Raw genomic sequence first — 26,159 nt, 5'->3', positions numbered from 1 at the left:
ACAAAAAAACCCGCATGTCGAATGACACGCGGGCCACAACAGCTATCTCTCAGGTCAGTATCGCACCCGCAGACCGACGGTACCGCTATAGCTGTAGCTTTCGCCGAAGTTCGCCAGGCTGGTCTTGGCCATCACTTCGCCATACACGCCATACTTGTCGTCGGCCCAGCTATACGTCGCGCCCGCTCCTAGACCCGCGGCGGCTCGATCATCGGCACTGGCGACCCGGCCTCCGGCCACCCGGACCGCCGTACCATCGAGCATTTCGTAGTACAGGTTGGCAATGCCGTAGACACTGCGTCGATGGACGACCTTGCCCATCGCGTCGCGCACCACATCCTGATGATCCGCTGCCACGCCCAGACGTCCCAGCAGGCTGTCGCCGCTCTCCAGCGAAACCCGTGCACCGTAGGGATCGGTAAAACTGTCAAAGTCCACCGACGAATACTGCAATTGCGCTTGCGGCGTCACACCCCATCCATTGCCGAGCCCAATACGTTTGCCGGTTTCCACGCCCAGCGCGTAGCCAAAGCCGTCGTTATCCTTGGACAGGCCTCGGCCCAAGGTGCGGGATGACAACGTGCTGCTGAACCAGCTCAGTTTCGCCTGACCGTCCACGTAGGAGCCGTTGTCGCCATACCACGTCAGCGACGTGCCTAAACTGTAGGCATCGGCCTTGATTTGACCCTTGCCATAGAACGAATCGACACTGGATGAGGCGTTGCCATATTGCGCGTTGACGCCACCCACCAGACGCCCACTCTGGTTCTCCGCTAACGAGTGATCCACGCCCACCTGGATTTTGTACTGGTCGGTATGGGTGGTGATGCCGGTGGATGAATGTTTGGGCTCGAAGCGGCTGTTCACGCCCTCTACGCGTGCCCATGCACCCTCTACAGGGCCAGACCGCGTGTACCGACCTGCGGCCTCGGACGGCGTCGCCCCGTTACCCGAATACCCATACTGATTGCCCACTCGCTCCTGCAGGGTCGACAAGCTGTTCAAACCGAGCAGCACCGACGGATACGCCTCGTAGAGGGGTACACCAGGCTGATACAGCGGGCCCGATGCGGGGGGTTGCGGCTCGTTGCCGCCCCCACCAGAGGGCACTAATGATGAGCGCAGGTACCAGTCGCCATCATCAGGAGTACTCACGCCGTTTTTCTGCAAGGTATAGGCGTACGCGCCGGCCACGACGGCCGGCTGTCCCTGTATGACGTAGTCTCCTACCAGCGAGAAAGCGCCAGCGGAGTTTCCGCCCACATCGATCAGCTTGATGCCCTCGACCGTCTGTGCACCGGCGCCGCCGTTGTTGATCACCCGCACGTTGGTGGCGCCCGACGTGTCACCGGTGACCACCAGCTTGTCCGTTGGCGAGTTGTCACCGCCCAGCACCGTTTCCATCTCCAGCGCGCCACCGGCGCCCACGTAGTTCCCCGCGATCGTCAACGTGCCGATCGAATTGCCCGGCGCCACCGTACCGCTGTTGGTCGTGCCGCACACCGAGCCGGTACCTTGCAGCCGCCCGCCCGCGCCGACGTTCATACCGCCGCAAAGGCTGCCGTTGACCGCCAGCGTGCCGCGCTCGATCGTCGTCGTGCCGGTGAACGCAGCGCTGTTGGCCGTCAGTGTGGTCTGGCCTGAACCGATGTGCCGGATTTGCCCCGAACCAGAGATCAAGCCGTCAAACCGCTGTGCGTCTGAACGGTTGAAAGCCAGCGCCGCGCGATCGGCAATGTCGACATTCCCCTGAATGCTGCCGGTAGTGCCGCCATCACCCAGCTGCAACGTGCCGTGCGTGATGCTCGTACCTCCACTGTAGGTATTGCCGCCCGTCAGTATGGTCGTGCCGCTTCCGCGCTGGATGACAGACCCGGCGCCGGTAATCGCGCCATTGAACTTCACGTTATCAGAGCGGTTAAAGGCAAGCGCCCCATCTTTGGTAGTCGTCACTTGGCCGGTAAGGCTGCCGCGCTCGCCACCGTCACCGAGTTGCAAGACGCCTTTGGAAATGTAGGTGCCGCCGCTATAGGTGTTCTCGCCCGTGAGCGTCGTCGTGCCGCCGCCCAGCTGCGTCACCGAGCCGGCGCCACTGATCGTGCCGCCCAGCACCAAGGCGTCATCGGAACGATTGAAAACGAGCCCGGCGTTGTGAGCGATCGCGACATCACCCGCGATGCTGCCGGTCGCGCCGCCCTCGCCTAATTGCAGCGTGCCTCCTCTCAGAATGGTGTTGCCCGTGTAGCTGTTGTTGCCCGTGAGCACCAGCATGCCGAGATCGGTCTTCGTCAGACCGCCGGTTCCAGTCAACGCCGACGCGATCGTCGCCGTCACGTCAGCACCATGTAGTCCGCCTGCCCCAGTGCGAACGATGGTCTCCTGCCGTGCCAGCGTGATCGGGCCGCCCTGTACCCGATAGCCGTCGGTGGAAAACTGCATTCCGGAAACCGATACACCATCGTTGTCGACAGTCACCGTACCGGGCTGGCCCTGAAATACGGCGAAGTTGCCGTTGACCCATTCGCCGTTCTCTCTGCCATCCGGAGTGGTCCAATCCGAATTCCCGGTGCGCCACGTCCCATCGCCGCCATCCACAACGCCGTTGTCTTGGTTCGATGCCGCTCCACCATCCCAGAAATGCAGCGTCACCCCTGTGGTGTTGACCAGATTCACCTCATTGGCCTGCGCTGTCTGCACGGTCATTCCCGCGCGGTCGATCCCCGTCGGAATGGTGCCGATATCCAAACCATTGTCGGTCAGGCTGCCGCCGTAGTTGAAGAGTCGATAAATGCCGGGGCCGAAGCCGCCAAGATCGGAAATGTTCAGCTGGCCGTCCAGGACGAGGTTGCCGGTCACATCGAACAGCCCCGAACTCTCAGGTGCGCCTAGTTCAACGTTAATTAACGAACCACCGGCAAGCGCAAGGTCGTCGCGGAATGTCAGCACCTGGCCCTGCTGCCCGAGCAAGATAGCCCCCGTGGCGACGGTCGCTGCGCCGCCCACGGTGCCCGTACCTCCCAGCGAGGCGCCGGTGGCGACATTCATCTTTCCACCCAGCGTGCTGTTGACCATCAGCGTACCCGCCTGAACGTCTACATCTCCGTCATAGTCATTGTGACCGGCCAGCGTGAGGACGCTGTCGCCGATCTTGGTCAACGAACCATTGCCGGAAAGCGCGCCACCAAGGGTGAATGCGGTACCGGTATTGAACGTGCCGCCGCCCGAAGATAGCGTCACGCCACGCTGCGTTATGAAGCTTGCGGTGTTGACGAGCGTCCCGCCGTTTAATGTCAGCGTACCTGCTGGTGTGCCGAGATTATCATCAGCCCCGACGCTCAGTGTGCCGGCATTGACCGTCGTACCTCCGCTATATGTATTGGCGCCCGTCAGAGTCGTGACCCCGGTCCCTTGCAGAACTACCGAACCGGTACCGCTGATTTCATTGTCAAAGGCTACGTTATCGGAACGGTTGAAAACGAGTACGCCGTTATTGGCGACATTGCCCGCAATGCTGCCGCTCGTCCCGCCTGTGCCGAGTTGCAGCGTGCCGCTCGAAATAGTCGTGCCGCCGCTATACGTGTTTGCGCCGCCAAGCGTAAGCGTGCCTGCGCCTTTCTTCGTAAGCGCGCCGTTTCCTTTAATGGCCTGCGTCACCGTGCTGATGGTGCCTTCCTCGGTCGCAATCGTACCGTTGCGTGCGGTAATGCTGACTGCACGATTCGGCGATAGCGTGACCCCTCCGTTCAACTGCAGCGTCCCACCGTCCAGCGTAAGCGCTCCTCGGGAGTCTCCCAGCGCGCTATCTGTATTGTCGGCGCTTGCGCTCATTGCGATCGTGCCGTTCGAAATAGTCGTACCGCCGAGATAGCTATTGCTGCCCGTCAGGGTTGTCGTGCCGCCTCCCAGCTGCGCCACCGCGCCGCTGCCGCTGATGGCACCGCCGAACGTGACGTTATCGGAACGGTTGAAAGCCAACACGCCATTATTGGCCACGTTGCCTGTAATAAGGCCCGTTGCACCGCCATTGCCCAGTTGCAGCGTGCCGCTCGTAATGGTCGTGCCGCCGCCATAGGTATTATTGCCCGTCAGCACCAGCGTGCCTAAATCGGTCTTGCTCAAGGCGCCGGATCCTGACAGCGCGGAATCTATGGTGGCCGTGAATTTGGCTGACTGAGCGCTGCCATCGCCGACGCGGATGGTGGCCGGTGTGCCGGATAAGGTAATCGCACTGCCCTGGATGCGATAGCCGCTGGTCGCAAACTGCATACCCGCCACCGCAATGTCGCTATTGCTGTCGACCGTGACCGTGCCGGGCTGGCCTTGGAATATCGCGAAATGGCCGTTTTCCCAAGACCCGTTGACGAGCCCATCCGCGGCGGTCCAGTTCTGGTCCGATGTGGTCCACGTCCCGTCACCGCCATTGACTGCGCCGTTGTCCTCGTTAGACACCGTTGCTCCATCCCAGAAGTTGAGCGTCACCCCGGTTTCGTTGATCAAATTAACTTGGTTGGCCACCGCTGTCTGTACTTGAATTTGTGTGGCATCCGCACCGGTCGGAACTGTACCGACGCTCAATACATTGTTGGTCAGATCACCGTCGTAGTTAATCAGCCGATAAACGCCCGCGCTGAAGCCGCCAAGATCAGAAATATTCAACTGGCCATCAAGTACGAGGTCGCCCTTGACCTCGAACAGACCGGTAGCCTCGGGTGCACCCAGCCCGGCGTTTATAAATGCGTTACTGCCAAGCGTAAGATCGCTGCCGAACGTCAGCACTTGCCCCTGGCGTCCGAGCAGCGTGCCATTCGAGTTGATAGTGACCGCACCCGCCACAGTACCCACGCCGCCCAGCGAGCCGCCGGAAGCAACGGTCGCCGTGCCACCCAGCGTGCTATTGACCATCAGCGTCCCGGCCTGTACGCGCGCGTCTCCGCTATAGTCGTTATTGCCCGCCAACGTGAGAATGCTATCGCCGGCTTTGGTCAACGGGCCGCTGCCGGAAAGTGCGCCGGTATGGACGAGCGCCACAGCGGTATTGAACGTACCGCCTCCCGCTGACAGGCTGATGTCACGTGCCGTCGTAAAGCCGGCGGTATTCAATAGCGTACCGCCATTGAATGTCAGCCCACCCGACGCTGCGCCGAGATTGTCGTCGGCTGCGACGCTCAGTGTGCCAGCATTGATCGACGTTCCGCCGGTATAGGTATTGACGCCTGTCAGGGTAGAGGTACCGGTGCCCTGCTGGACCACCAGGCCGTCGCCGCTGATCACGCCACCCAGCACGAACGCATCATCGGATCGATTCAAAGCAAGCACAGTGCCGGCATTGATGTCCACGTTGCCCTTGATATGCCCTGTCGAGCCGCCGTTGCCCACCTGCAGTGTGCCGCCGGCAATCGTGGTGCCCCCCTTATATTGGTTATCGCCACTAAGCGTAAGCGTACCCGCACCGCTCTTCGTGAGCGCGCCGGCGCCCTTGATCTCCTGCACCACCGTGCTGGTCGTGCCCGCCGCCGTCGCAATCGTACCGTTGCGCGCAGTAACGTCAATGGCACGCGTCGCAGCCAGGTCGATGCCGCTAGTCAACTGAAGCGTGCCGCCGTCCAGCATGACCGCTCCGGCTGCGTCACCGAGCACACCGTCGGCGTCAATTGCAATCGCACCACTCGATATGCGTGTGCCGCCATGATAGGTATTGGCGCCCGTCAGGGTGATCGTCCCGCTCCCCTCCTGAACCACCTCGCCGATGCCGCTGATGGCATTGCCAAAGGCAACGTTATCGGAACGGTTGAAAACGAGTATGCTGTTATTGAGCACACCGCCGGTAATGTTGCCCGTCGTCCCCCCATTGCCCAACTGCAATTTGCCTCCGGCAATCGTTGTCCCCTGGTAGACGTTATTGCCGGTCAACGTCAGCGTGCCCCCACCGTTTTTGAGGAGCGTGCCATCGCCACTGATCGCCTGGCTCACCGTGCTGGTCGTGCCCCCCGCGGTCACAATCGTACCGTTGCGCGAGGTAATGGCGATCGCGCGAGTCGGCGACAGGTCGATACCGCTGTTCAGATCCAGCTCGCCACCGTCCAGCGTGAGCGATCCCCCGGCATCGCCCAGCGCACTGTCTGTGGTGATTGCAATCGCACCGTTCGAGATGATCGTGCCGCCGCGATAGCTATTGTTGCCGGTCAACGTCGTGGTGCCAGCGCCCAGTTGGGTCACCGAGCCGCTGCCGCTGATGGCACCGTCAAACGTTACCGCATTGGCTCGGTTGAAAGCGAGCTTGCCGTTATTGGTCACGTCGCCAACAATGCCGCCGGCTGCCACGGTGCCGTCGCCCAGTTGCAGCGTGCCGCCCGAGATGGTCGTTCCACCGGTATAGGAATTCGCATCCGTCAAAATTGTGATGCCAGGCCCCTGTTGAGTCACCGACCCATCACCGCTGATCAGACGGTCAAAAGTAAACGTATCGGGCTGATTGAAAACGAGTTCCCCGCCTTCGTTGATGCGTACGTCGCCCTGGATACTGCCCGTATTGTTGCCGTCACCCAGTTGCAGCGTGCCGCCAGCGACCGTGGTACCCCCGATATAGGTGCTATTGCCGGTAAGCGTCAGTGTGCCTGCGCCGCTTTTAACGAACGCGCCGTCGCCGCCGATCCCCTGACTCACCGTGCTGCTTACGCCGGTGACGGTTTCAATCGTCCCGTTGTTCGCGGTGACGCTGATCGCACGGCTCGGCGACAAATCGACACTGCTCGTTAACTGCAGCGTGCCACCGTCTAGCGTGAGGGCTCCGTTGTCTGCGCCCAGCGCGTTATCTTTGCTAATGGCAATGGTACCGCCTGAGATTTTCGTGCCCTCGGTATGGGTATTGTCGCCCTCCAGCGTGAGAGTGCCGGCCCCGGTCTTGGTCACCGATCCGATGCCGCTCACCTTTCCTTTGTACGTGGCGTCGTCCTGCTGCGCAAAGACCATTTTTCCGCCGGTGACCCCTAGGTCCGGGACCATTGCGATATCACCCAATAAGCCTTGTGCGCTTGTTTCGAAGGTAGAGCTTGCGTCGATTTTCACCGAGCCGACGGCTTTGTTGGCCCCCGTCAGCACCAGCGTGCCCGGCCCCACCTCGATCGATATCAGAGAGCCATCATCATTCTGGACGATATCCCCCGACATCGTCCACGTACCCGGCCCCTTGGCGAAGAGCGTTTGAAAATTCTTGACGTTGCTGGTCAAGGTGTCCTGAGTGCCGACGTCCGAGCCTAGAAGCAACGCATTATTGCCCTTTCCCCCGTCTATATCGCCGGTAATTTTCGAGCCCGGATCGAGATTGAGATTGTCGTCGCCCCCTGCGAAGATCAAGCTGCCATTGACGACCCCAGTGAAATTGTTATTGAACCCCACGTCGATATCGTGCGAGCTGCCGATAACGCTTCCGAGAGAGCCATCGCTGTTGATAACGCCCGTCGTTACGATGCCATTATTGTGGATTACGTTCATTGTCGAGCCTGACCCAGTATCAAACCAGATCGCCGGCATCTGATCGCTGGAGAGCGTGCCGTTATTTGTGATGGCATTACCGCCGCCGATCACGTTGACCGCTTTTGTTTGCTGGCCCGTGACCGAGATACTCGCACCGCTAGCGACGTTCAAGTTGCCGCCCGACCCGACCTGGACCGTCGTCGTGGTCGTGCCGGTGCAATTTATGTCGTTTCCATTCGCGTCACAATTCGCGTTTGCCTGCCGGCTAAACATTCCGCTTGCCAACGCCACACCGATCAGTACAGCCAGCGGCCGCATACGCAGGCCTGCGGGGAACTTAGAACCCATTTGTCGTCTCCAGTTGCACAGTACGGCACGAGAGATCCGTTCTCCGTTCCGTCAGCATAGGTAACAATGGGTTTTGTGTAGTTCCGTCCTATTTACAAAAACATCTACCCGCCGGGATTCGCACAGCGTGGACGCCAGCGAGCGACGGGTATTTTGAGATTTTCTTTATTGACAAGTATCGGCTTTTGCCAGTAAGGCTCGCATCCGAACTAAATCAGCGCCTTTCGAATGCGCGCCGACAACAGGTCTATCACTACAACAAAGGCCACGATGATGATCATCACTGCGCAGGTCTCGGCATATTGAAAACTGCGGATGATTTCCCACAATACCGTGCCGATGCCCCCTGCGCCGACGATGCCCACTACCGAAGCCGAACGCACGTTCGATTCGAATCGGTACAACGCGAACGAAATCCACAGCGGCAAGACCTGGGGGATCACGCCGTAGACGACTTCCTCGACCGCGTTGGCGCCCGTCGCGCGCACACCTTCCACTGGGCGTGGATCAATGGCTTCGACGGCTTCTGCAAACAGTTTTGCCAGCACGCCCGTCGTGTGCACCCACAACGCCAGCACCCCGGCGAAAGGTCCCAGGCCCACGGCCACGATGAACAGCATGGCGAACACCATTTCGTTAATCGCGCGGCAAGCATCCATCAGGCGCCGCATGGGCTGATAAACCCATGCCGGCACAATATTGGCCGAACACAGCAAACCGAGCGGCACAGCAACCACAATGGCGAGAAAAGTCCCCCACAAGGCGATCTGCACGGTGATCAGCATCTCGCTCAAGTACATGCGCCAATCGCGGAAGTTCGGCGGAAAGAAATCTGCAGCATAGGCCGCCATGTTGCTGGATTGCGTCACCAGATCCATCGGGCGCATGTCCGCGCCACGCCATGACAGCATCAATAGCGCCAACACCACCGCCCACACCAACAAACTGGGCAAAGAGGATCGCGCAGCAGCGCGATGACGGGCAGAGGACAAGACAGCGCTCATAAGAAAAATATCCGGTAAAAATCCGTACACAAAAAATCAGACCGCATCGCCATACTGCGTCGCGCGCACCGTGCCCGCATTGGCAGGCCGGTGCCCGCGATCCCTATTACTGTTGTTTAGCGACCAGCTTGTCCAGTTCAGCCAATTGGCGATCCAACTCGGCTACCTTGGCTTTCTTGTCGGCCTCGCTCAACGTGGTGTCGCGTTCGATGTTGAGCTTGTTTTTGGCCAGCTCCATCTGACGGATCGGCACCAGTTGCGCGTTGCTCGACGCGCGGAACCCCTTGTAGGTCAGGTTGGCCAGAATTTTCTGCTGGCGCTCGGCATCGGGACCGGTGCCGTAGTTCACAAAGAACGCCTGAATGCGCTGCTTGATGTCCGCCGGGACGTCGCTGCGCACGACCATGGGATCAGCCGGAATCAATGGCGATTTCCACAGGATACGCACCGACTCGGTGGCATCTTTGCCGGTATTGCGGCGATAACGCTCCAGCATTTCGGTGTTATTGATGGCCACATCGACTTGCTTGTTGATCACCGACAGCAAGTTGGCTTCGTGGTTGGCAGCGCGCACCGACTTGAAGAACGTCTTGGGTTCGATGTGATTGGCCCCCCACAGGAAATAGCCCGGCACCAGCGTGCCCGATGTGGAGTTGGGATCACCCGTACCGTAGCTCAGTTGTTTGCCGTTTTTCAGCACGTCGTCGAGCGTCTGCAGGTTGCTGTCTTTGTTGACCAGCAACAAAGACCAATAACCCGGGTTGCCGTCCTTGTCGACGACCGAGGCGAATACCTCGCCCTGCGCACGGTCTACGGCCTCCATGGCCGACTTGTTGCCGAACCAGCCCAATTGCACTTTGTTAAAGCGCATGCCTTCGATGATGCCTGCGTAATCCGAGGCGAAAAACGGCTTGACGGGCACACCGATGGCCTTGCTCAAATCGTCGATCAGCGGCTGCCAGGCGGCTTTCAGATTGGTAGACGACTCGGTGGAAATAAAACCGAAGTTCAGCGGCTGGACGTCTTGCGCCCACGCGCCGGACGACAGCGCCGCAGTCGCGGCAAGAGCAAGAAAAGTTCTGCGTAACATGAGTAAAAACTCCGTGAGGGAATAGGGGCCAACTCAGGCCGCGGCCGCCAAGGGCCGAGGCGTAATCAAAGCGGGTTGCACAAGTGGGCGCTCGTTTTCTTGGGGCAGCAATTCCGCTGCATCGGCGCCATACAACTGATGCAACATGGTTTCCGTCAGGGCTGCCGCAGGACCGTCGTACACCACGCGGCCGTGACGCAACGCCACCACGCGCGGGCAATAACGCAAGGCCACATCGACCTGATGCAGCGACACCACGACTGCCACTTTGCGCGTGCGATTGATATGCGCGAGCGTGTCCATCACGCGGCGCGAGGATTCTGGATCAAGCGAAGCAATCGGCTCGTCGGCCAGGATGATGCGGGCGTTTTGCACCAAGGTGCGGGCAATCGCGGCGCGCTGTTGCTGCCCGCCTGACAGCGTCGATGCACGCTGAAACGCATAGTCGTCTATACCAACTTGGGCTAATGCATCCAGCCCGGCCTGTATTTCATCGCGGCGGAAATAGCGCAACAGACTGCGCCACAGCGGAACGCGCGGCAACATGCCGGTCAGCACATTGGTGATCACCGGCAAACGGCCCACCAAGTTGAATTGCTGAAACACGAATCCGATCCCGGCCCGCACACTGCGCACCCGCGTATTGATTCGGCCATCGCGCTGCACGGCCTGCCCGTTGACCATGATGTGATTGTGGCCGCGGTCGGCCGCTACAAAACCAGCCACATGGCGCAGCAATGTGGATTTGCCCGAACCGGAGGCTCCCAGTAGCGCCACCATCTCGCCGGGCGCGACAGTCAGATTGACGTCGTCCAGCGCCTTGATGCCCTCGCGGAAAGATTTGCTGAGGCCGCGCACCTCGATCGCATAGGTCATAGGAAATCCCCTTGTCGAACCATTGGCGGCATTCTGTGCAGCGGGGGTGACAAGGTGATGACCGGCGAAACGCCAGCGAGACCCTTAAAACAGTGACGCAGACGGCTTTTGCAACGAAAACGTCATGTAGTAACGGCCACGCCTCTGGCGTCCGCGCCCAGGCCCAGGTATATATTAGGGTTCCTACTCATCCCGGAGCGCTCCATGTTGAAAGGTTCCTGCTTGTGCAGCCGCGTCGCCTACGAAATCACCGGCCCGCTGACCCAAGCCGTGAATTGCCGCTGCGTCATGTGCCGCAAGGCTCATGGCTCGGCCTTTCGCACCCGCGCCACCGTGCAAGCCAAGGACTTTGCCTGGACTCGAGGGGAGAACCACGTCACCTGGTATAGCTCGTCACCCGGCAGCTATCGAGGATTTTGCAGCGCTTGCGGCACGCCGCTGCTGTCGCGCTTTGACCAGACTCCGGAAATCTATGGCTTGCCGCTGGGCGCGCTGGATGACGATCCTGGCATCAAGGCTGCGAGCCATGTGTATGTCGCCAGCAAGGCGCCGTGGCATGACATCACGGACGAGTTGCCGCAATACCCGGAGGCCGGCCCTGCATAGCGGGAAACGAAATACGGGAAAACCCTGGTCAAATAGCCAGGATTGGCGTATGATGTCTAGTTGTTCTGTGTATAAAGTCCCTGCCTGGGCAATAACGCCCCGATCAGGCATCGGTATTATCAAGCGCAGCCCGTACTACCCCGCTTCTTCCGGTGACGCGCACGTTGCACGACATCGCGACCAAGCCGCGCCTCGCGCGCATGTTGCCCCAGTGGCATGAGTACCCATCCCGGGTTCCGCCAGGAAATCCGGCCCGTACCCGAACCCGCCGGGACATGTTTATGTTCCATCGCGGCCCAAGCAGGCTTGGGCCCCCGCGTTTGCCGCCTGCGGGCGGCGCGTATGTCGTGAGCCGACCTGCGTGCGCATCGACCTAGGAGAGTCATATATGGCAAAAGAAGAACTGATCGAACTCGACGGCATTGTTGACGAAGTGCTGCCTGACAGCCGCTATCGCGTCACCCTGGACAACGGCATCGAAGTTGGCGCTTACGCCTCCGGCCGTATTCGTAAACACCGTATCCGTATCCTGGCTGGCGACCGCGTCACCCTGGAAATGTCGCCCTACGACCTGACCAAGGGCCGCATCAATTTCCGTCACAAGGACGAGCGCGCGCCCAGCACGCCCCGTCCCCCGCAACGCAATCATCACCGTTAATCAAGCCCCGACCTGGGCGCCCGCTCAGGCCAGTTCCTCAGTCACCTGCGGGAACACGCGCTGATAGGCCTCCGCATAGCGGATCTTTCGATCCGAGTTCCGCGAGGCCTGCGCACCACGCTGCAATGCCACGCGTGTGTAGTATTCCCACAGGTGCTCCTGCGCCGCCATCAATTCAAAAGCCTGGCGCTTTTGTTCCCAGACTTCAGAGATATCCAGCAGCACTTGCGGCTTCCACTCGCATTGTTCTGGCTGGTGGGGCTCGAACAGAAACACGGGCGGCGCGCCCAATACGGGCGTGTCCGGCTCATGGCCATGCGCTTGCGCGATGACGCGGGCCTCCTGGGCCACATGCGTGGCCAGCGGATGATCGAAGTTATAGGGGTCGCGCTGCGAATGTGTCAGCACGAACTCCGGACGCAGTTCGCGATAGATATCCGCCAACTGAAACAACGCCTCATCGGAGACGCGCAAGGGATAGTCTCCCAGATCCATAAAGCGAATGTTCGCGCCCAGGATTTCCGCGGCGCGTTCAGCCTCGCGGCGGCGGTCTTCTTTGACACGCGCCATGGTCATTCCAGCTTGTTTCCACAGCTTGGCCGACTCGCCCCTCTCGCCGAACGACAGGCATACGACCGTCATCGTCCAACCGCGTTTGGCATATAGCGCAATCGCTCCTCCCGCCCGCCAGACAAAATCCGCGGAATGCGCGCTGACGACTAATCCTTGCTTCGATGTTTCCATGAAAAATTCTCGCTATTGCTCATGTGTAAAGACTGTGATCGGCGCTCGCTGCGCCGAGCATTCATAAAGACAGTGCCTGAGGTTCACAGCATTGATCATGCATAAAGGCAGTGGCCGCGTTTCCTATTAATCGGCCTTGATGCCGGCCTGCTTGATGACTTTGGTCCATTTCGCGGTTTCGTCCGCCACGAATGTTCCAAAGGCCGACGCGCTGCCCGGTGTTGCCGTCGCGCCCAGATCCGCCAGGCGTTTTTGCACGCCGGGATCCTGCAATGCTTTCTGCAGGGCCGTGTTTAACTGCTGCACGACGGGCTGAGGCATACCTTTCGGGCCTATCAGGCCCCACCATACTGTGGCGACCGCCTCGGGCAGGCCCAAAGTCGCCGTGGTCGGCACTTGAGGCAGCAGGGCCGTCGGCTGTGCATTCAATACCGCCAAGGGACGCAACTTGCCGGACTGGATATGCGAAATCACCTCTAGCGGGTTGATCGACATGAAATCGATGCGCTGTCCCAGCAAATCGGTAATTGCCGGCGCACCGCCTTTGTACGGGACATGCAGCGCGTCAAAGCCTCCTTCGGCTTTGAGCAGCTCGCTGGCCAGATGGCCGGAGCTGCCACTGCCCGCCGAGGCGTATGTCAGTTTGCCCGGATGGGATTTCCCATAGGCGATCAGGTCCTTGAGGGTCTTGTTGGGTGACGCCTCGGGCACGACTACCACCAGCGGCGCGTAGCCGATACTGCCGACCGGCGCAAAATCATGCGCCGGGTCGAAGGTCAGGTTCGAAAACAGCGCTGCGTTGCTCGCCAGGGTGTTGGAGGCGGTCAGTAAGGTATAACCATCGGCATCAGCCTGCGCAACGGCGGCCATGCCAATATTGGTTGCCGCACCGGGACGGTTGTCCACGATGATGGTCTGGCCCAGGGCTGCGCCCATTTTTTCGCTGACCAGGCGCGTCACGATATCCACGCCGCCGCCAGCAGCATAGGGCACGACGATGCGAATCGGCTTGTCGGGAAAATCGGCGGCGTGTACTGGGCCACTGGATAACACCGCAGCGAGCCCCAACCCTGCCGCGGCGTTGCGGCAGGCAGAGGTCAACACGCGTTTTATCGAGTTCCCGCACCTAGCTGCGACAAGCCCGCTGGAAGCGCGCCGTGCGGGCATGGCAACACGCGCGACAAGCTGGTCTGAATTTGGCTCAATCATGTGAGTCTCCTGGTTTTATGACGTGATTCATGGCGCCACAAATCAATGTGACGATGACAGTTGCTGTTGCGGTCTATCGCCGACTAGCCCCGGGTTGAAACATGATCGCCCAGCCCATTAATATCGTCCAATACCGTTTTTTCCATCTATTTATTTGGAAATCAAATAGCCATGGATTTTCGCCAGCTTCGCTATTTCGTGGCCGTCGCCGAGGAGCTCAGCTTCAGCGGCGCGGCCCGCCGCCTGCACGTCAGCCAGCCTCCCCTCAGCCTGCAGGTCAAAGCCTTGGAAGAAGAACTGGGGTCGACGCTGCTAAACCGCACTAATCGCAAAGTCGAGCTGACCGAGGCCGGATCGCTGTTTCTGGAGCAGGCCCGCCATGCGCTGAACTATCTGGAACGCGCCAGCGATGTGGTGCGGCAAGCCGCTCGCGGCGAGGCGGGCGAGTTGCGGATCTCGTTCACGGCCTCGGTCCCGATGTTCGAGGCCTTTCCGCACATCGTGCAAACATTTCGCGGCCGTCACCCTGGTGCCCGTGCCGACCTGACGCATATGTCCACCGGCCAACAATTGCGGGCGCTGGCCGAGAAAACGGTGGATATTGGCTTTTTGCGCCCGTCGCCGTTGTTCGAACCGCCCGCCAATATCGCGGTGTCGCAACTCTGGCAAGACCGGCTGGTCGCCGTGCTGCCGAGCGATCATCCGTTGGCCCGGTCACGCCAGCCCCTGCCTATGTCTGCACTGGCGGATGAATCATTTATCTTGTTTCCGCGTGGCCTGGGGTGCGGGCTGTTTGAACACGTGACGGTCTTGGCCAGCCGAGCGGGATTTGCACCGCACGTTCGGCAAGAGGCGCGCGAAGGGGCCACCATTGTGGGCCTGGTCGCCGCCGGGATGGGAGTATCGGTCTTGCCAGAGACCTATATGAAAACCGGCATTCCCGGCGTCGCCTATTGCGAGCTCGCCACGCCCGATGCCGCCAGCCGGGTATTGCTGGCCTATCGGGCGGACGACGAGGCGCCGTTGCTCAGGCGCTTTCTGGACACGGCACTCCGAGCGAGCACACGCTGAAACACCGCAAAACGCCACAACCTCTGACAACCGTCATGCAAGCCGCGCGGAGCGCCGCAGATCGGTGCCATTCCCCTGAGCGGGGGCATGGCACCGTTCGGCACGTACCGGCGGTACGCCGCCCTCAGCGCTTGTTCACCGCGCCAATGAAGATCGCCGGATCGACCCGCGCATCGTTCAGACTGACGTTCCAGTGCAGGTGAGGCCCTGTCGCGCGCCCCGTAGAGCCGACTTTGCCAACCACGGCGCCACGTGCGACCTCGTCGCCGACTTTGACGTCAATCGCCGACAAATGGCAGAACATGCTGATAAAGCCCTGTCCGTGATCGACAAAAACCGTGTTGCCGTTAAAGAAAAAATTCCCCACGAGGACGACACGCCCTGCAGCGGGCGCTTTCACAGGCGTGCCAGTCGGCACGGCAAAATCCAGGCCCGAATGAGGATTGCGCTCTTCGCCGTTGAAAAACCGCCGCAACCCAAAGGGGCTGGACAAACGCCCGCCGGACACGGGGCGATCCAGAATCACATTGCTGGGCGTCACGCCATCGCGATAAATACGGTAGGCGGAGACTTGCTCTGCGAGTTCGCGTTCAATGCGTTTCAGATCATCGGGGTTGGGAGACACCTGCCGTTTGTTTTTCAACGTGATGTGCTGCGCGGCGTATTCCTTGGTCCCGACATTGAACTGGGCAGCAGGGCGGCCCTGCACTTGCAGCGTTTGAGACCCGGCCTTGGTACCCAGAGGAATCCCGACCACGGCGATCCATTGCTGATCGCTGTCGCGAATGACCATGACGCGATGGCCGTTGAAACTGGCCTGAGGCGCCTGAGCCGCAGCCCCCAAGGGCACCACAGCCACACCACCTGGCACAGGCACGTCAAGCGTGCGGCTGATGTAGCCCTGCGCATGGGCCACGGTCGCGCTGCAAGCAGCCACCAATAGCGTCACTTGACCCGCCAGACGGGCACATCGTTGCCGGAGAGTACGGCGGCTCCATACATCACGGGCCACCCCGGCCGTCAGCGTGCGACGGCTCAGCATCCGACGAATCCACTCTTGCATCATCGTGCGGCGACTCACCATGTTTACAGGCACAGATTTGCAGCCTCGGCCAATGCGGTGCTCGTGCGCTGGATACGCGTCGAGAGACTCGCGTCGGTCTTGCCTTTCCATGTCGTTGCCGTCAGGACAGCCTCGACGCCCATGGAGCCTTGCACGACCAGTTCGTAGCCATTATGCACAGGGCGGCGCTCGGCATTCGTGCCTTGGCCCTGCCAGGCCGAATCGACGCATTGCACGTATTCCTCTGCGGGCCGTGCCGTCGATCCATAAAACACGGGGTCGCGCGCGGTGATGTCTTTTACCGAGGCACAACCCGCCAGAGCTCCGGCACAAACCAAGAGCACAGGGACTTTCACATTCATGACGCTATATTCCAAGAAAAAAAAGCAGGACCCGGGCAACTATAGCGCACGAATCAGCTCGCTAAGGCCGGCTCAGGCGGCGGGCTTGCGCAGCGCAGACTTGGGGCGAAAGACTTTCACCACGGACTCATGCGTTTCCGAATACGGTCCGCCAATCAGATCGATGCAATAGGGCACGGCGGCAAAAACACCCTGCACCACCACGCCGCCCGACGCATCGCGCAGGCCCTCGAGGGTTTCGCGAATGGCTTTGGGCTGGCCGGGCAGATTGATGATCAGTGCGGCGTGATCCGCCGTTTCCCGGATCACAGCGACCTGTCGCGACAAAATCGCAGTGGGGACGAATTTCAGGCTGACCTGACGCATTTGTTCGCCAAAACCCGGCATTTCCTTGGTAGCCACCGCCAAGGTAGCCTCGGGCGTGACATCGCGGCGCGCCGGACCAGTACCGCCCGTCGTCAGAACCAGGTCGCAGCCCACCACATCCACCAATTCAACCAAGGCCGCAGAAATAGCAGCGGCATCGTCGGGCACCAAGCGTTCGGATGCCTGCCAGGACGAGGACAGCGCGGTCCCCAGCCAATCTCGCAAAGCAGGCAGACCTTCGTCCTGATAAACCCCGGACGATGCGCGGTCGGAAATCGAAACCAGACCCACCAGGAGATCGTCGGGATGGCGGCGGGAGAGAGGCTGGGCAGAGGTGGGCATGGCAGCAGGCATCAACGATTGAGAGAAAAAGTGATGCTATCGCATTATGGGCACCGCAGGGCCCGACTAGTGACAAGTCACAAATCTGCAATAATTGCGCCTACGCTCACCGCCCCATACCCCCTCCCCTCCCATGCTTCATCTCTTCTCTGGTCTGGATTTCTGGATTGGCGTCAGCCTGGTTCTGGCCCTGACATTCGTACTGGCCTTCGAATTCATCAACGGCTTTCACGACACCGCCAACGCCGTCGCCACGGTCATCTACACCAAGGCCATGCCGCCGCATCTGGCAGTGATCCTGTCGGGGATTTTCAATTTTCTGGGCGTATTGCTGGGCGGCGTTGGCGTCGCCTATGCCATCGTTCACCTGCTGCCGGTCGAATTGCTGATCAACGTCGACACCGGCCGCGGGCTCGCCATGGTATTCGCCATGCTGGCAGCCGCCATCGCCTGGAATCTCGGCACATGGTATTTCGGCATCCCGGCGTCCAGCTCGCATACCTTGATCGGCTCGATCCTGGGTGTAGGCCTGGCCAACGCCCTGATGACCGATCTGCCGATCGCCGCAGGCGTCAACTGGGGCAAGGCCATCGACATCGGCCTGTCGCTCGTAGCCTCCCCCATCGCGGGCTTTCTGGTCGCGGGCTGCCTGCTGCTGCTATTCAAGCGCTGGTGGCCTGCCTCCAAAATGCACAAAACCCCGGAGCAGCGCCGCGAACTCGACTCGAAAAAGCACCCGCCCTTCTGGAATCGTCTGATTTTGGTGTTGTCCGCCATGGGCGTGAGCTTTGTCCACGGATCAAATGATGGCCAGAAAGGGATCGGTCTGATCATGCTGGTATTGATCGGCATTGTGCCCGCTCAGTTCGTCCTGAACGAAAACAGCACCTCCTATCAGATCGACCGCACACGCGATGCCGCGACGCACCTGAGCGCGTTCTACCTGCGGCACCAGGCGACCCTCGACGACTTCCTGGCTATCTCCAAGAACAAGAACGACAGCACCGATCTGCCCAAACAATTTCACTGCCACCCGCAGCTGACACTGGCCACCATTGACGCGTTACAAAACGACCTGCGCGGCGTCACGCACTACGAAGATCTCTCCCCTGAAAAACGCATCACAGTACGCCGCTATCTGCTGTGCCTGGACGACACAGCCAAGAAAGTCGCAACCCTCGATGGCCTGGAAAGCCGCGATCGCGAGGACCTGCACAGACTGCGTGCGGACCTGACTGCAACCACGGAATACGCACCGCTCTGGGTCATCGTGGCAGTCGCCCTGGCCCTGGGTATCGGCACGATGGTCGGCTGGCGTCGCGTGGTGCTGACAGTCGGCGAAAAAATCGGCAAACAGGGCATGACCTACGCCCAAGGGATGTCGGCACAGCTCACTGCCGTAGCGGCCATCGGCATGGCTAACGTTTTCAGCTTGCCGGTTTCCACGACACATGTGCTGTCGTCGGGCGTAGCGGGGACGATGATTGCCAACAGAAGCGGCCTGCAAGGCAGTACGGTGCGCAATATCCTGCTGGCCTGGGTGCTGACGTTGCCGGCGTCGATGCTGTTGGCGGCAGGGTTGTTCTGGGTTGGCGTGCAGATTGCGGGGTAACCGAGAGGCACGCTAGGTAAATGAGTCGGGGTTTCGTTCAGTACAGAGCAGATCTATTAAGGCGTTCCTGCCGCGTGCCGGAGTGTCATGCCGGGCCTATCGCGCGGACTCGCCCCATGAGCAGGGGGCTCGGCCTCGCTGCGCGAGGCTAAATCCGCGCTCAACGGCCCGGCATGACACTCCGGCACACGGCAGGAACTCACAGTAGCGGCTGGCCTTGGATGCTACTGTTTTGAGCGCGTGGATTGAAGATTACGCGAGCCGTGCATCGCTGGACAAAGGCCATGCCGGCCCGTTGAGCCCGCCGAACCTGCCTTGTCAGGCGGGGGGCAGTCGGCTGGGCATGTTTGAGTGGAGCGCAGCGGAGCGAGTTTGCCCAGCCGCCCCGCCTGGCGAGGCAGGTGAAGGGGAGTCTGGCCGCGCAGGCGGCCAGACCGGGCGATAGGGCCGGCATGGCCTTTGTCCAGCGATGCACGGCGCCTTAAGAACCAACTCCCTACCAACAGAACCAACGCCTCCCAACAAAACAAACAACCCCTACCCCACCGCCAACAGCAACCCCCCATACACCACCACCCCCACAATCACCGCCACCCCAGCATTCCCCAACCGACGCGCAGACAAAGCCGTCGCCAGCAACCCTCCCGCATAAGGCAAAATCTGCGACACCCCCGATAACGCCATCACGTCAGGCACGATGACAGCCGTAGCGATTCCTGCCAACAAAGCAGGACCTAAAGCGGCCAGAGACGACCCCTCCGTCAATCGCCTCAGCCACCGACTGCGGCTCGATAGCAAAAAGGGCAGCGCGCGTGTCAGGTAGGTAATGACGGCCATTGCGATAACGGCAACCCAGAATTCAAGGTGACTGCCTATCATCATGCCCCCTGTAACCGGTGAGTCACGCAGCCCACCACAGCCGCGGCAAGAATCGCCAGCGTCGTATGACCCAAAGCAGAACATGCAGCACCGACGATCAACGCAGCAATGATGGCCCCTCGGAGAGGACGCGTGACGCTTTGACAGACCAGCGCCAGGAACAGCGCGGGCAAGGCGAAACGCATGACTTGGGACAACACGGGAAAGTGACGCTCCAAACCATCACCGGCATACACACCCACCGCAGTGCCCGCAATCCAGGTCAACCAGGCCCCCAAACCGAGCAACGTCATCCACCGGTTTCGCTGTTCTGGCGGGACCGGCTCAATGCGATTCAGCGCCGTGGCGAAAACCTCGTCAGTCAGCAAAAACGCGAGCTTCAACCGCGTACCGAGCCGTTCCGGCAAAAACCGCGAGAGCAACGGCCCATACAGCAGATGACGCGCATTCAGCAGCGAACAAAGGGCGACAACCCATAGCCACGGCGTACCGGCCTTAATCGAGGCAAGCAGCAGAAACTGGCTGGCCCCGGCATAGACCAACACCGAAATCAGCACGACCTGAACAGGCGACAAGCCGGTAGACAACCCCGCAACGCCAAATGTCACGGCCACGGGAAAATAACCGATCATGATGGGCAGACAGGCCTTTAAGCCCGCCCAGCCATTACCACCCGGCAAAGCCAGATGCGGCTCTGGGACGGATGAATGAGACATGGGAAAACTCCAATCGCAGCGGATCAATGTATGCAGGCAGTTTACCCACTCGACGGCCAAGCATAATGTCCGCATCCAGCGCAACGCCCCCTCGCCAAGCATGGGACGGCCCGCCCCCCGCAATTTCAGACCAAAAGACCCGCACGGCAGCGCACGGCATAATGTGATCCTGTACCTGTTTTGAGCTGCATCATTACCCTGCAGCCACCGATATTGGACGTCATCGTGCTGACCATCATTAATGCTGATTTCAACAACCCCGCTCATGGCGACATGGTCGTCTCGCTGCTGAACGAATACGCCGAGGGCCCCATGGGGGGCAACGAGCCGTTATCCGACTACACCCGCACCCACCTGATTGCCGAGTTGGCAAAGCGCCCTACGGCAGGCGCGTTAATTGCTCTGCAAGACGGTCAACCCGCCGGTTTAGCGATTTACCTCGAGGGTTTTTCCACCTTTGCCTGTAAGCCGTTATTGAACCTGCATGATTTCATGGTGTCCGAGCGGTTTCGCGGACAGGGGATTGCGCAACAACTGCTGGCAGCGCTGGATCAAACCGCGCTGGCACGCGGCTGCTGCAAAATCACGCTCGAGGTCTTGCAAGGCAATGAGCCCGCCATGGCGCTTTATCGCAAAAGCGGTTATCAAGGCTATGAACTGGCCAGCGACACCGGCCAAGCCATGTTCTGGCAAAAGAAAATAGTGGCCTAGCACGGCAGACGAGAGCGACTGAAACATGAAAATGCACGACATCCCCTTCGGCACCACCGATTGGCAAACGATCGAGCCAACCGAGCACCCCGGCGACACTGGCGTGGCCTATTGGCGCACGTGCCAATTTGGCGATATCCGAGTGCGCATGGTCGAGTATTCAGCTGGCTATCTGGCCGATCATTGGTGCAGCAAGGGGCATATCCTGCTCTGCCTGGAGGGCGAGCTGCACACTGAACTGGAAGACGGCCGCCGTTTTGTCTTGACGCCGGGAATGAGCTATCAGGTCGCCGACCAAGCCGAGGCCCATCGCTCGTCGACCCCCATCGGTGCGCGGCTGTTTATCGTCGATTGACGAACGGCCGCCGCACGGCGTGGGCGGAACACAACGCTCGCCTCGTTCTCAGCGGCACCCAGATGCCGTAACAGCGCGATTGCGTTACGCTGTGACCTGTGCTCGATAGTGGAAGCGGCCCGCTACGGCACTGCAGTTTGACTTGGTTTGCCGCCACGGAAACTTGATCTTGTCGGATACGCTTGCTTCTCCCTTGACACTCTACGTCGACGCCCAGTTGCTGAGCCCCTACGCCATGTCCGCCTATGTGGCGCTGACGGAAAAAGGCCTGCCTGTCGAACTGCGGCTGGTGGATTTGCAGGCGGGCGAACAGCGCATGGTGCCTTATACGAGCCGGGCCCCTACCTGTCGCGTCCCCGCCCTGACACACGATGCGTTTCACTTGACCGAATCCAGCGCCATCATCGAATACCTGGAAGACGTTTTTCCCGCCCCCGAGTATCCGGCGCTCTACCCCGACACCCCCCAACAACGGGCGCGCGCGCGGCAGATTCAGGCGTGGCTGCGCAGCGATCTGGCGGCCCTGCGCGACGAACGGCCGACCGATGTCGTGTTCCATGGCGCCCCCCCGTCGCCCCTCAGCGACGCTGGCCAGGCGGCAGCGGCAAAGCTGCTGCGGGTCGCGCAGACCCTGTTGCCAGAAGGCCAGGCACAGCTATTCGGCTCGTGGAGCATTGCCGATACCGAACTCGCCCTGATGCTGCGCCGGCTGGCAGGCGCCGACGAGCTGCCCGCGGCTCTGCAGGCCTATGCGGATGCACAGTGGCAACGCCCAGCGGTTCAGACTTGGCTGCAATTCAATCAAGACGCGCGGGATTGACGGTGAACTGACCCTCCGTCTGTCCCGGCAATCTGGGCGAATTGCACCCCATCGATACAGCTCTCACGATATCCGGGACAGATCAATCTGTCCCTTTTTCATATACCCTCTCTTTCTCCGTTCCGTCGGCAGGAAATCCCTGCAAACGAATGCAAACCGATGTTGCGTTGCAACATTTAATGCGCTGTAATTGGGATCATTGATAACCCAATCTCGTCAGCGCAGCCGCACCCCGGCTAGCTGCCCTACCGGAGATCGCTGTGGCCAAACCTGCCTACGATCGCAACGCCCCCGCCTCTGTGCCGGCCACCCCTTGGACGGCCGCGTACGACTATGCCATCGATACCCTGCAACGCAGCGTGCTGTACGCCGACGTCATGCGCCAGCGGGGCAACCAGTATCACCGCCACATGGCCAAGCGCCATCCGAACGTACTCAGCATGAAATCCGAGCTGATATTGGATGGCCGCGAACTCAACCGGCCGGTCAACTATGGCCTGCTGCGCATCCTGCCGCCTGCAGATGTGCCCGTGGACCCGCAAAAACGGCCTTTTCTGGTCGTGGATCCGCGTGCAGGCCACGGGCCTGGTATCGGGGGATTCAAACCGGAAAGTGAGATCGGCGTGGCTTTGCGCGCCGGCCACCCCTGCTACTTTGCCTCGTTTCTGCCACAACCCACCAACACGCAAACCGTCGAAGACGTCATGCGTGCCGAGGCGCGCTTTCTAGAGGAAATCATCGCGCGCCATCCCGAGTCCGAAGGCAAACCGGTAGTGATCGGTAATTGTCAGGCCGGATGGCAAATCATGATGACGGCCGCCATGCGGCCCGAACTATTCGGCCCCATCATCGTCGCCGGTGCGCCGTTATCGTATTGGGCAGGCTGGCGTGGCATGAATCCCATGCGCTACAGCGGCGGACTGCTGGGCGGCAGCTGGCTGACGGAGATGGCCAGCGACCTGGGCCAAGGACGTTTTGACGGCGCCTGGCTGGTGCAGAATTTCGAAAACCTCAATCCCGCCAATACGCTGTGGAGCAAACAGTACAACCTGTATGCCAGAGTCGATACAGAGGCCGACCGCTATCTGGATTTTGAACGCTGGTGGGGCGGCCACGTGTTTCTGAATGCGCCGGAAATCCAATACATCGTCGATAACCTGTTCATCGGCAATCGCTTGGCAACGGCAGGCCTGGTGACCTCGGATGGCATCCGCATCGACCTGCGCAATATTCGCTCGCCCATCATTGTGTTCTGCTCCAAGGGCGACAACATCACGCCTCCGCCGCAGGCTCTGGGCTGGATCCCGGACTTGTACCAAGATGACGCCGAGGTGCTGGCGCATGGCCAGACTATCGTTTACGCCGTGCACGAAAGCATCGGGCACTTGGGCATTTTTGTCTCTGGCGCCGTCGCCCGCAAAGAACACCAAGAGTTCACCGCCAACATCGATTTGATTGATGTCCTGCCTGCTGGCATTTATCAAGCCGAGATCACGGACAAAACGCCCGACACGCTCAATGCCGACCTCGCCGAGGGCGACTATGTCGTGTCGTTCGCGCGCCGCAAGCTCGATGATGTGCGCGCCATCGTACAGCGCAACGAAGAAGACGACCGCCGATTTGCCGCCGTGGCACGAATTTCGGACATCAACCTGGGCCTGTACCGCAGCTTTGTCCAACCCTGGGTCCGAGCCGCCGTGACGCCGCAGTCGGCCGAATGGATGCAACGCATGCATCCGCTGCGCCTGCCCTACGAGCTGATTTCCGACACCAACCCCTGGATCGCACCGATAGCGCAGGTGGCGGACCGAGCCCGCGAACATCGCCGTCCGACCGACTCGACGAATCCCTTTGTCATGATGGAACGCATGGTGTCCAGGAACATCGTGACCGGCCTGAACATGTGGCAAGAGCTGCGTGACGCCGCCGGGGAACAGTTGTTCATGAACATTTATGGGTCGCCCCTGGTGCAGGATTGGGCGGGCCTAGGTGCCAAAAAAGGCGTTGCCCCGCGCAACCATCCGGGTGTCTCTCCCGAACACCGGGCGTTCATGGAACAACGGGCAAACGAATTACGCAGCCAGTTGGACCAGGGCGGCGTATCAGAAGCCGCCATCCGCATGATGCTGTATGTCTCCAGCGCCGAAGGCAGCTTTGACGAGCGCAGTTTTGCCATGCTGCGCAAGCTGCGTGCAGATAGCGACTCCGACCTGGCTTTGCAGGAATTCAAGGATCTCGCTCGCGATCAAGCGCTGATGATGCGGCTGGACCGCCAAGGCGCCTTGCAGGCCATGCCGCAGCTGCTCGAAGGCGCGTCCGCAGACGAGATCCGCAATGCGTTTGGCACCATGCGCAACGTGCTGGAAGCCACTGGCCCGCTGAGCGAGCGTGCCCGCGCCTGCCTCGACGAAGTCGAAGCCATTTTCCGCGAAGCCGCACAGCAGGCGTTGGCGCGGGAGAAAAAGGCAGTCGAGCCGAAACCGGCCAGCAAGACTGTCGCCAAGCGAGCGGCAAAAACTGCGGCTAAATCGATCACGTCGACCACTGCACCGCCCACGAAAAGAACCGCGAAGTCCGTTGCAGCTGCAGCGCCTCAGGCCGCCACAGAAAGCGTTGACACGGCACCGGCCAGCGCCTCCACAGCCAAACGCGCATCCACGCGCGCTACGCCATCACGGCGTCGACCCGCAGCGAGTAAACGCAGCAGCAAATAAGAAATCATCGAGGCCCCGAGACACTGTGTGTCGAGGGGCCTCGGCATTTAGTGCTTCTTGGTTTTATCAGTGCAGTCAGCTTGTCCTTTGTTTTTTGCGTTGCCCCCAAACCGCATATTCTCAGGAGAACCACGCCCATGATGACCCGTGCCGAAGTCACCGAACTTGTCGTTACCCAAAAGCTGAAGAAAGGCCTGAAATGGCCAGCCATCGCCGAAGTCATCGGTCAGAGCAAGGAATGGACCGCCGCCGCGCTCCTGGGACAAATGACCATGACCGCCGAGCAGGCCCAAGCCGCAGGCAAGCTGCTCGACTTGCCCGAAGACGCCGTCCTCCAGTTGCAAGTCACGCCCTACAAGGGATCGCTGCCGACAGCCATACCGACAGATCCGTTGATCTACCGGTTCTACGAACTGGTGAACGTCTACGGCACCACCTTTAAATCGCTGATCCACGAAGAGTTCGGCGACGGCATCATGAGCGCTATCGATTTCAAGATGGATCTGGCGCGGGAAAACGATCCAGCGGGGGATCGTGTGCGGATAGTGATGAGTGGGAAATTTTTGCCGTATAAGCAGTATTAAGGGGGCGGCTGAGGGGGGATGGGTGTGTTTGGATTGTGGGGAGGTTGAGTGCTATTGGACGTCGATGCGGGGCAGTGGCTGCGTGGGGGCTTCACGTTGGCGGTCCGGCGCGCGGGCGCCGGACACCGCGTTCGTTCGTCTCGTCCGCGCCTTCGCGCTACCTTCGACATCCACTCCGCTCGCCAACGAGGCGCCCCCACGCAGCCACTGCCCCGCATCGACTCGCAGTAACTCAAGCTCATCACATCGCTGGCACGACTTTCTTGCTTGGCATTTTTCTGCATCAGCCTGGGTAAAGAGAAAGATCTTGCAGGGCTGCGATGACCGGGTGCCCTGCACACCCGGTCATCGCGTTCGGGATCTGCATGCAGAGGCTGTGGCACCGTTACTCGACAAAAGATCTCTCGAGTCACATTGACGTAATGCCACGCATGGCACTCGTTATAGCGCGCTCATGGTGAGCGCAAATCACGTCCTCGGCGATGAATGAACTGACCCCCAGAAGTTGGACAAAAATCCAACCTTCGGGGGTTTTTATATGGCGCAGTACGATGAG

At 60.4% G+C, this 26,159-nt stretch carries 20 protein-coding genes; 9 read left to right on the top strand and 11 right to left on the bottom strand.

Annotation, left to right across the window (positions count from 1 at the left end):
- Positions 1-54: 54 nt before the first annotated feature.
- The 4 genes from ACYVI2_RS01620 to phnC all read right to left on the bottom strand — a co-directional run bounded on the left by ACYVI2_RS01620 (position 55) and on the right by phnC (position 10,791).
- Entirely contained in the window at positions 55-7,821 is a 7,767-nt protein-coding gene (locus ACYVI2_RS01620; protein WP_415820853.1) for an autotransporter-associated beta strand repeat-containing protein, read from the bottom strand.
- Positions 7,822-8,030: 209 nt separating this feature from the next.
- On the bottom strand, positions 8,031-8,825 hold the full coding sequence (gene phnE, locus ACYVI2_RS01615; protein WP_415820854.1) for a phosphonate ABC transporter, permease protein PhnE: 795 nt from the start codon (positions 8,823-8,825) through the stop codon (positions 8,031-8,033).
- A 106-nt stretch (positions 8,826-8,931) separates the two neighbouring features.
- Complete coding sequence (gene phnD / locus ACYVI2_RS01610; RefSeq protein WP_415820855.1) at positions 8,932-9,915, bottom strand: phosphonate ABC transporter substrate-binding protein; 984 nt, start codon at positions 9,913-9,915, stop codon at positions 8,932-8,934.
- A 33-nt stretch (positions 9,916-9,948) separates the two neighbouring features.
- Positions 9,949-10,791: a phosphonate ABC transporter ATP-binding protein gene (gene phnC, locus ACYVI2_RS01605; protein ID WP_415820856.1), complete on the bottom strand. Its 843-nt coding sequence runs from the start codon at positions 10,789-10,791 to the stop codon at positions 9,949-9,951.
- Positions 10,792-10,995: 204 nt separating this feature from the next.
- On the opposite strand from phnC, the gene ACYVI2_RS01600 reads away from it, so the two are divergent.
- On the top strand, positions 10,996-11,397 hold the full coding sequence (locus ACYVI2_RS01600; RefSeq protein ID WP_415820857.1) for a GFA family protein: 402 nt from the start codon (positions 10,996-10,998) through the stop codon (positions 11,395-11,397).
- Positions 11,398-11,785: 388 nt separating this feature from the next.
- Positions 11,786-12,055: a translation initiation factor IF-1 gene (gene infA, locus ACYVI2_RS01595; RefSeq protein WP_415820858.1), complete on the top strand. Its 270-nt coding sequence runs from the start codon at positions 11,786-11,788 to the stop codon at positions 12,053-12,055.
- Positions 12,056-12,079: 24 nt separating this feature from the next.
- Here the strand turns inward: infA and ACYVI2_RS01590 are convergent, their stop codons facing one another.
- Both ACYVI2_RS01590 and ACYVI2_RS01585 read right to left on the bottom strand, forming a co-directional pair.
- Positions 12,080-12,799 carry a PIG-L deacetylase family protein gene (locus ACYVI2_RS01590; RefSeq protein ID WP_415820860.1) on the bottom strand — a complete coding sequence of 240 codons (720 nt, stop codon included), beginning with the start codon at positions 12,797-12,799 and terminating at the stop codon, positions 12,080-12,082.
- A 126-nt stretch (positions 12,800-12,925) separates the two neighbouring features.
- The gene (locus ACYVI2_RS01585; protein WP_415820862.1) at positions 12,926-13,903 is read right to left on the bottom strand and encodes a Bug family tripartite tricarboxylate transporter substrate binding protein; all 978 of its coding nucleotides are present in this window, start codon (positions 13,901-13,903) and stop codon (positions 12,926-12,928) included.
- Positions 13,904-14,179: 276 nt separating this feature from the next.
- Here ACYVI2_RS01585 and ACYVI2_RS01580 point away from each other — a divergent pair, with 276 nt between their 5' ends.
- Entirely contained in the window at positions 14,180-15,079 is a 900-nt protein-coding gene (locus tag ACYVI2_RS01580) for a LysR family transcriptional regulator (RefSeq protein ID WP_415820863.1), read from the top strand.
- A 124-nt stretch (positions 15,080-15,203) separates the two neighbouring features.
- Here ACYVI2_RS01580 and ACYVI2_RS01575 read toward each other — a convergent pair whose 3' ends face one another.
- From ACYVI2_RS01575 to mog, 3 genes are all read right to left on the bottom strand, one after another.
- Complete coding sequence (locus ACYVI2_RS01575; protein ID WP_415820864.1) at positions 15,204-16,121, bottom strand: peptidoglycan DD-metalloendopeptidase family protein; 918 nt, start codon at positions 16,119-16,121, stop codon at positions 15,204-15,206.
- 44 nt (positions 16,122-16,165) lie between these two features.
- Positions 16,166-16,504 carry a hypothetical protein gene (locus tag ACYVI2_RS01570; RefSeq protein ID WP_415820865.1) on the bottom strand — a complete coding sequence of 113 codons (339 nt, stop codon included), beginning with the start codon at positions 16,502-16,504 and terminating at the stop codon, positions 16,166-16,168.
- Positions 16,505-16,576: 72 nt separating this feature from the next.
- The gene (mog, locus tag ACYVI2_RS01565) at positions 16,577-17,212 is read right to left on the bottom strand and encodes a molybdopterin adenylyltransferase (RefSeq protein ID WP_415820866.1); all 636 of its coding nucleotides are present in this window, start codon (positions 17,210-17,212) and stop codon (positions 16,577-16,579) included.
- Positions 17,213-17,345: 133 nt separating this feature from the next.
- Here mog and ACYVI2_RS01560 point away from each other — a divergent pair, with 133 nt between their 5' ends.
- Positions 17,346-18,824 (top strand): inorganic phosphate transporter, encoded by a 1,479-nt coding sequence (locus tag ACYVI2_RS01560; RefSeq protein ID WP_415820867.1) that lies wholly within the window; start codon positions 17,346-17,348, stop codon positions 18,822-18,824.
- A gap of 537 nt (positions 18,825-19,361) precedes the next feature.
- Here the strand turns inward: ACYVI2_RS01560 and ACYVI2_RS01555 are convergent.
- Both ACYVI2_RS01555 and ACYVI2_RS01550 read right to left on the bottom strand, forming a co-directional pair.
- Positions 19,362-19,703, bottom strand: coding sequence for an AzlD domain-containing protein (locus ACYVI2_RS01555; RefSeq protein WP_460490262.1), 342 nt, complete (start codon positions 19,701-19,703; stop codon positions 19,362-19,364).
- Positions 19,703-20,419, bottom strand: coding sequence for an AzlC family ABC transporter permease (locus ACYVI2_RS01550; RefSeq protein ID WP_415822582.1), 717 nt, complete (start codon positions 20,417-20,419; stop codon positions 19,703-19,705). The genes ACYVI2_RS01555 and ACYVI2_RS01550 overlap by 1 nt, the downstream gene beginning before the upstream one ends.
- Positions 20,420-20,644: 225 nt before the next feature.
- Here ACYVI2_RS01550 and ACYVI2_RS01545 point away from each other — a divergent pair, with 225 nt between their 5' ends.
- The 5 genes from ACYVI2_RS01545 to cynS all read left to right on the top strand — a co-directional run bounded on the left by ACYVI2_RS01545 (position 20,645) and on the right by cynS (position 25,603).
- A complete protein-coding gene (locus ACYVI2_RS01545) occupies positions 20,645-21,130 on the top strand; it encodes a GNAT family N-acetyltransferase (protein ID WP_415822583.1) in 486 nt (161 codons plus the stop codon).
- 25 nt (positions 21,131-21,155) lie between these two features.
- On the top strand, positions 21,156-21,485 hold the full coding sequence (locus ACYVI2_RS01540) for a DHCW motif cupin fold protein (RefSeq protein ID WP_415822585.1): 330 nt from the start codon (positions 21,156-21,158) through the stop codon (positions 21,483-21,485).
- 169 nt (positions 21,486-21,654) lie between these two features.
- Entirely contained in the window at positions 21,655-22,305 is a 651-nt protein-coding gene (yfcF, locus tag ACYVI2_RS01535) for a glutathione transferase (protein WP_415822586.1), read from the top strand.
- Positions 22,306-22,565: 260 nt separating this feature from the next.
- Complete coding sequence (locus ACYVI2_RS01530; RefSeq protein ID WP_415822588.1) at positions 22,566-25,019, top strand: DUF3141 domain-containing protein; 2,454 nt, start codon at positions 22,566-22,568, stop codon at positions 25,017-25,019.
- A 140-nt stretch (positions 25,020-25,159) separates the two neighbouring features.
- Positions 25,160-25,603: a cyanase gene (gene cynS, locus ACYVI2_RS01525; RefSeq protein ID WP_415822589.1), complete on the top strand. Its 444-nt coding sequence runs from the start codon at positions 25,160-25,162 to the stop codon at positions 25,601-25,603.
- The last annotated feature ends 556 nt before the right edge of the window (positions 25,604-26,159 follow it).

The sequence above is a fragment of the Bordetella tumbae genome (genome assembly GCF_054780995.1).
The sequence above is the reverse complement of the archived record's forward strand: the minus strand, read 5'-3'. Positions and strand labels throughout refer to the sequence as shown.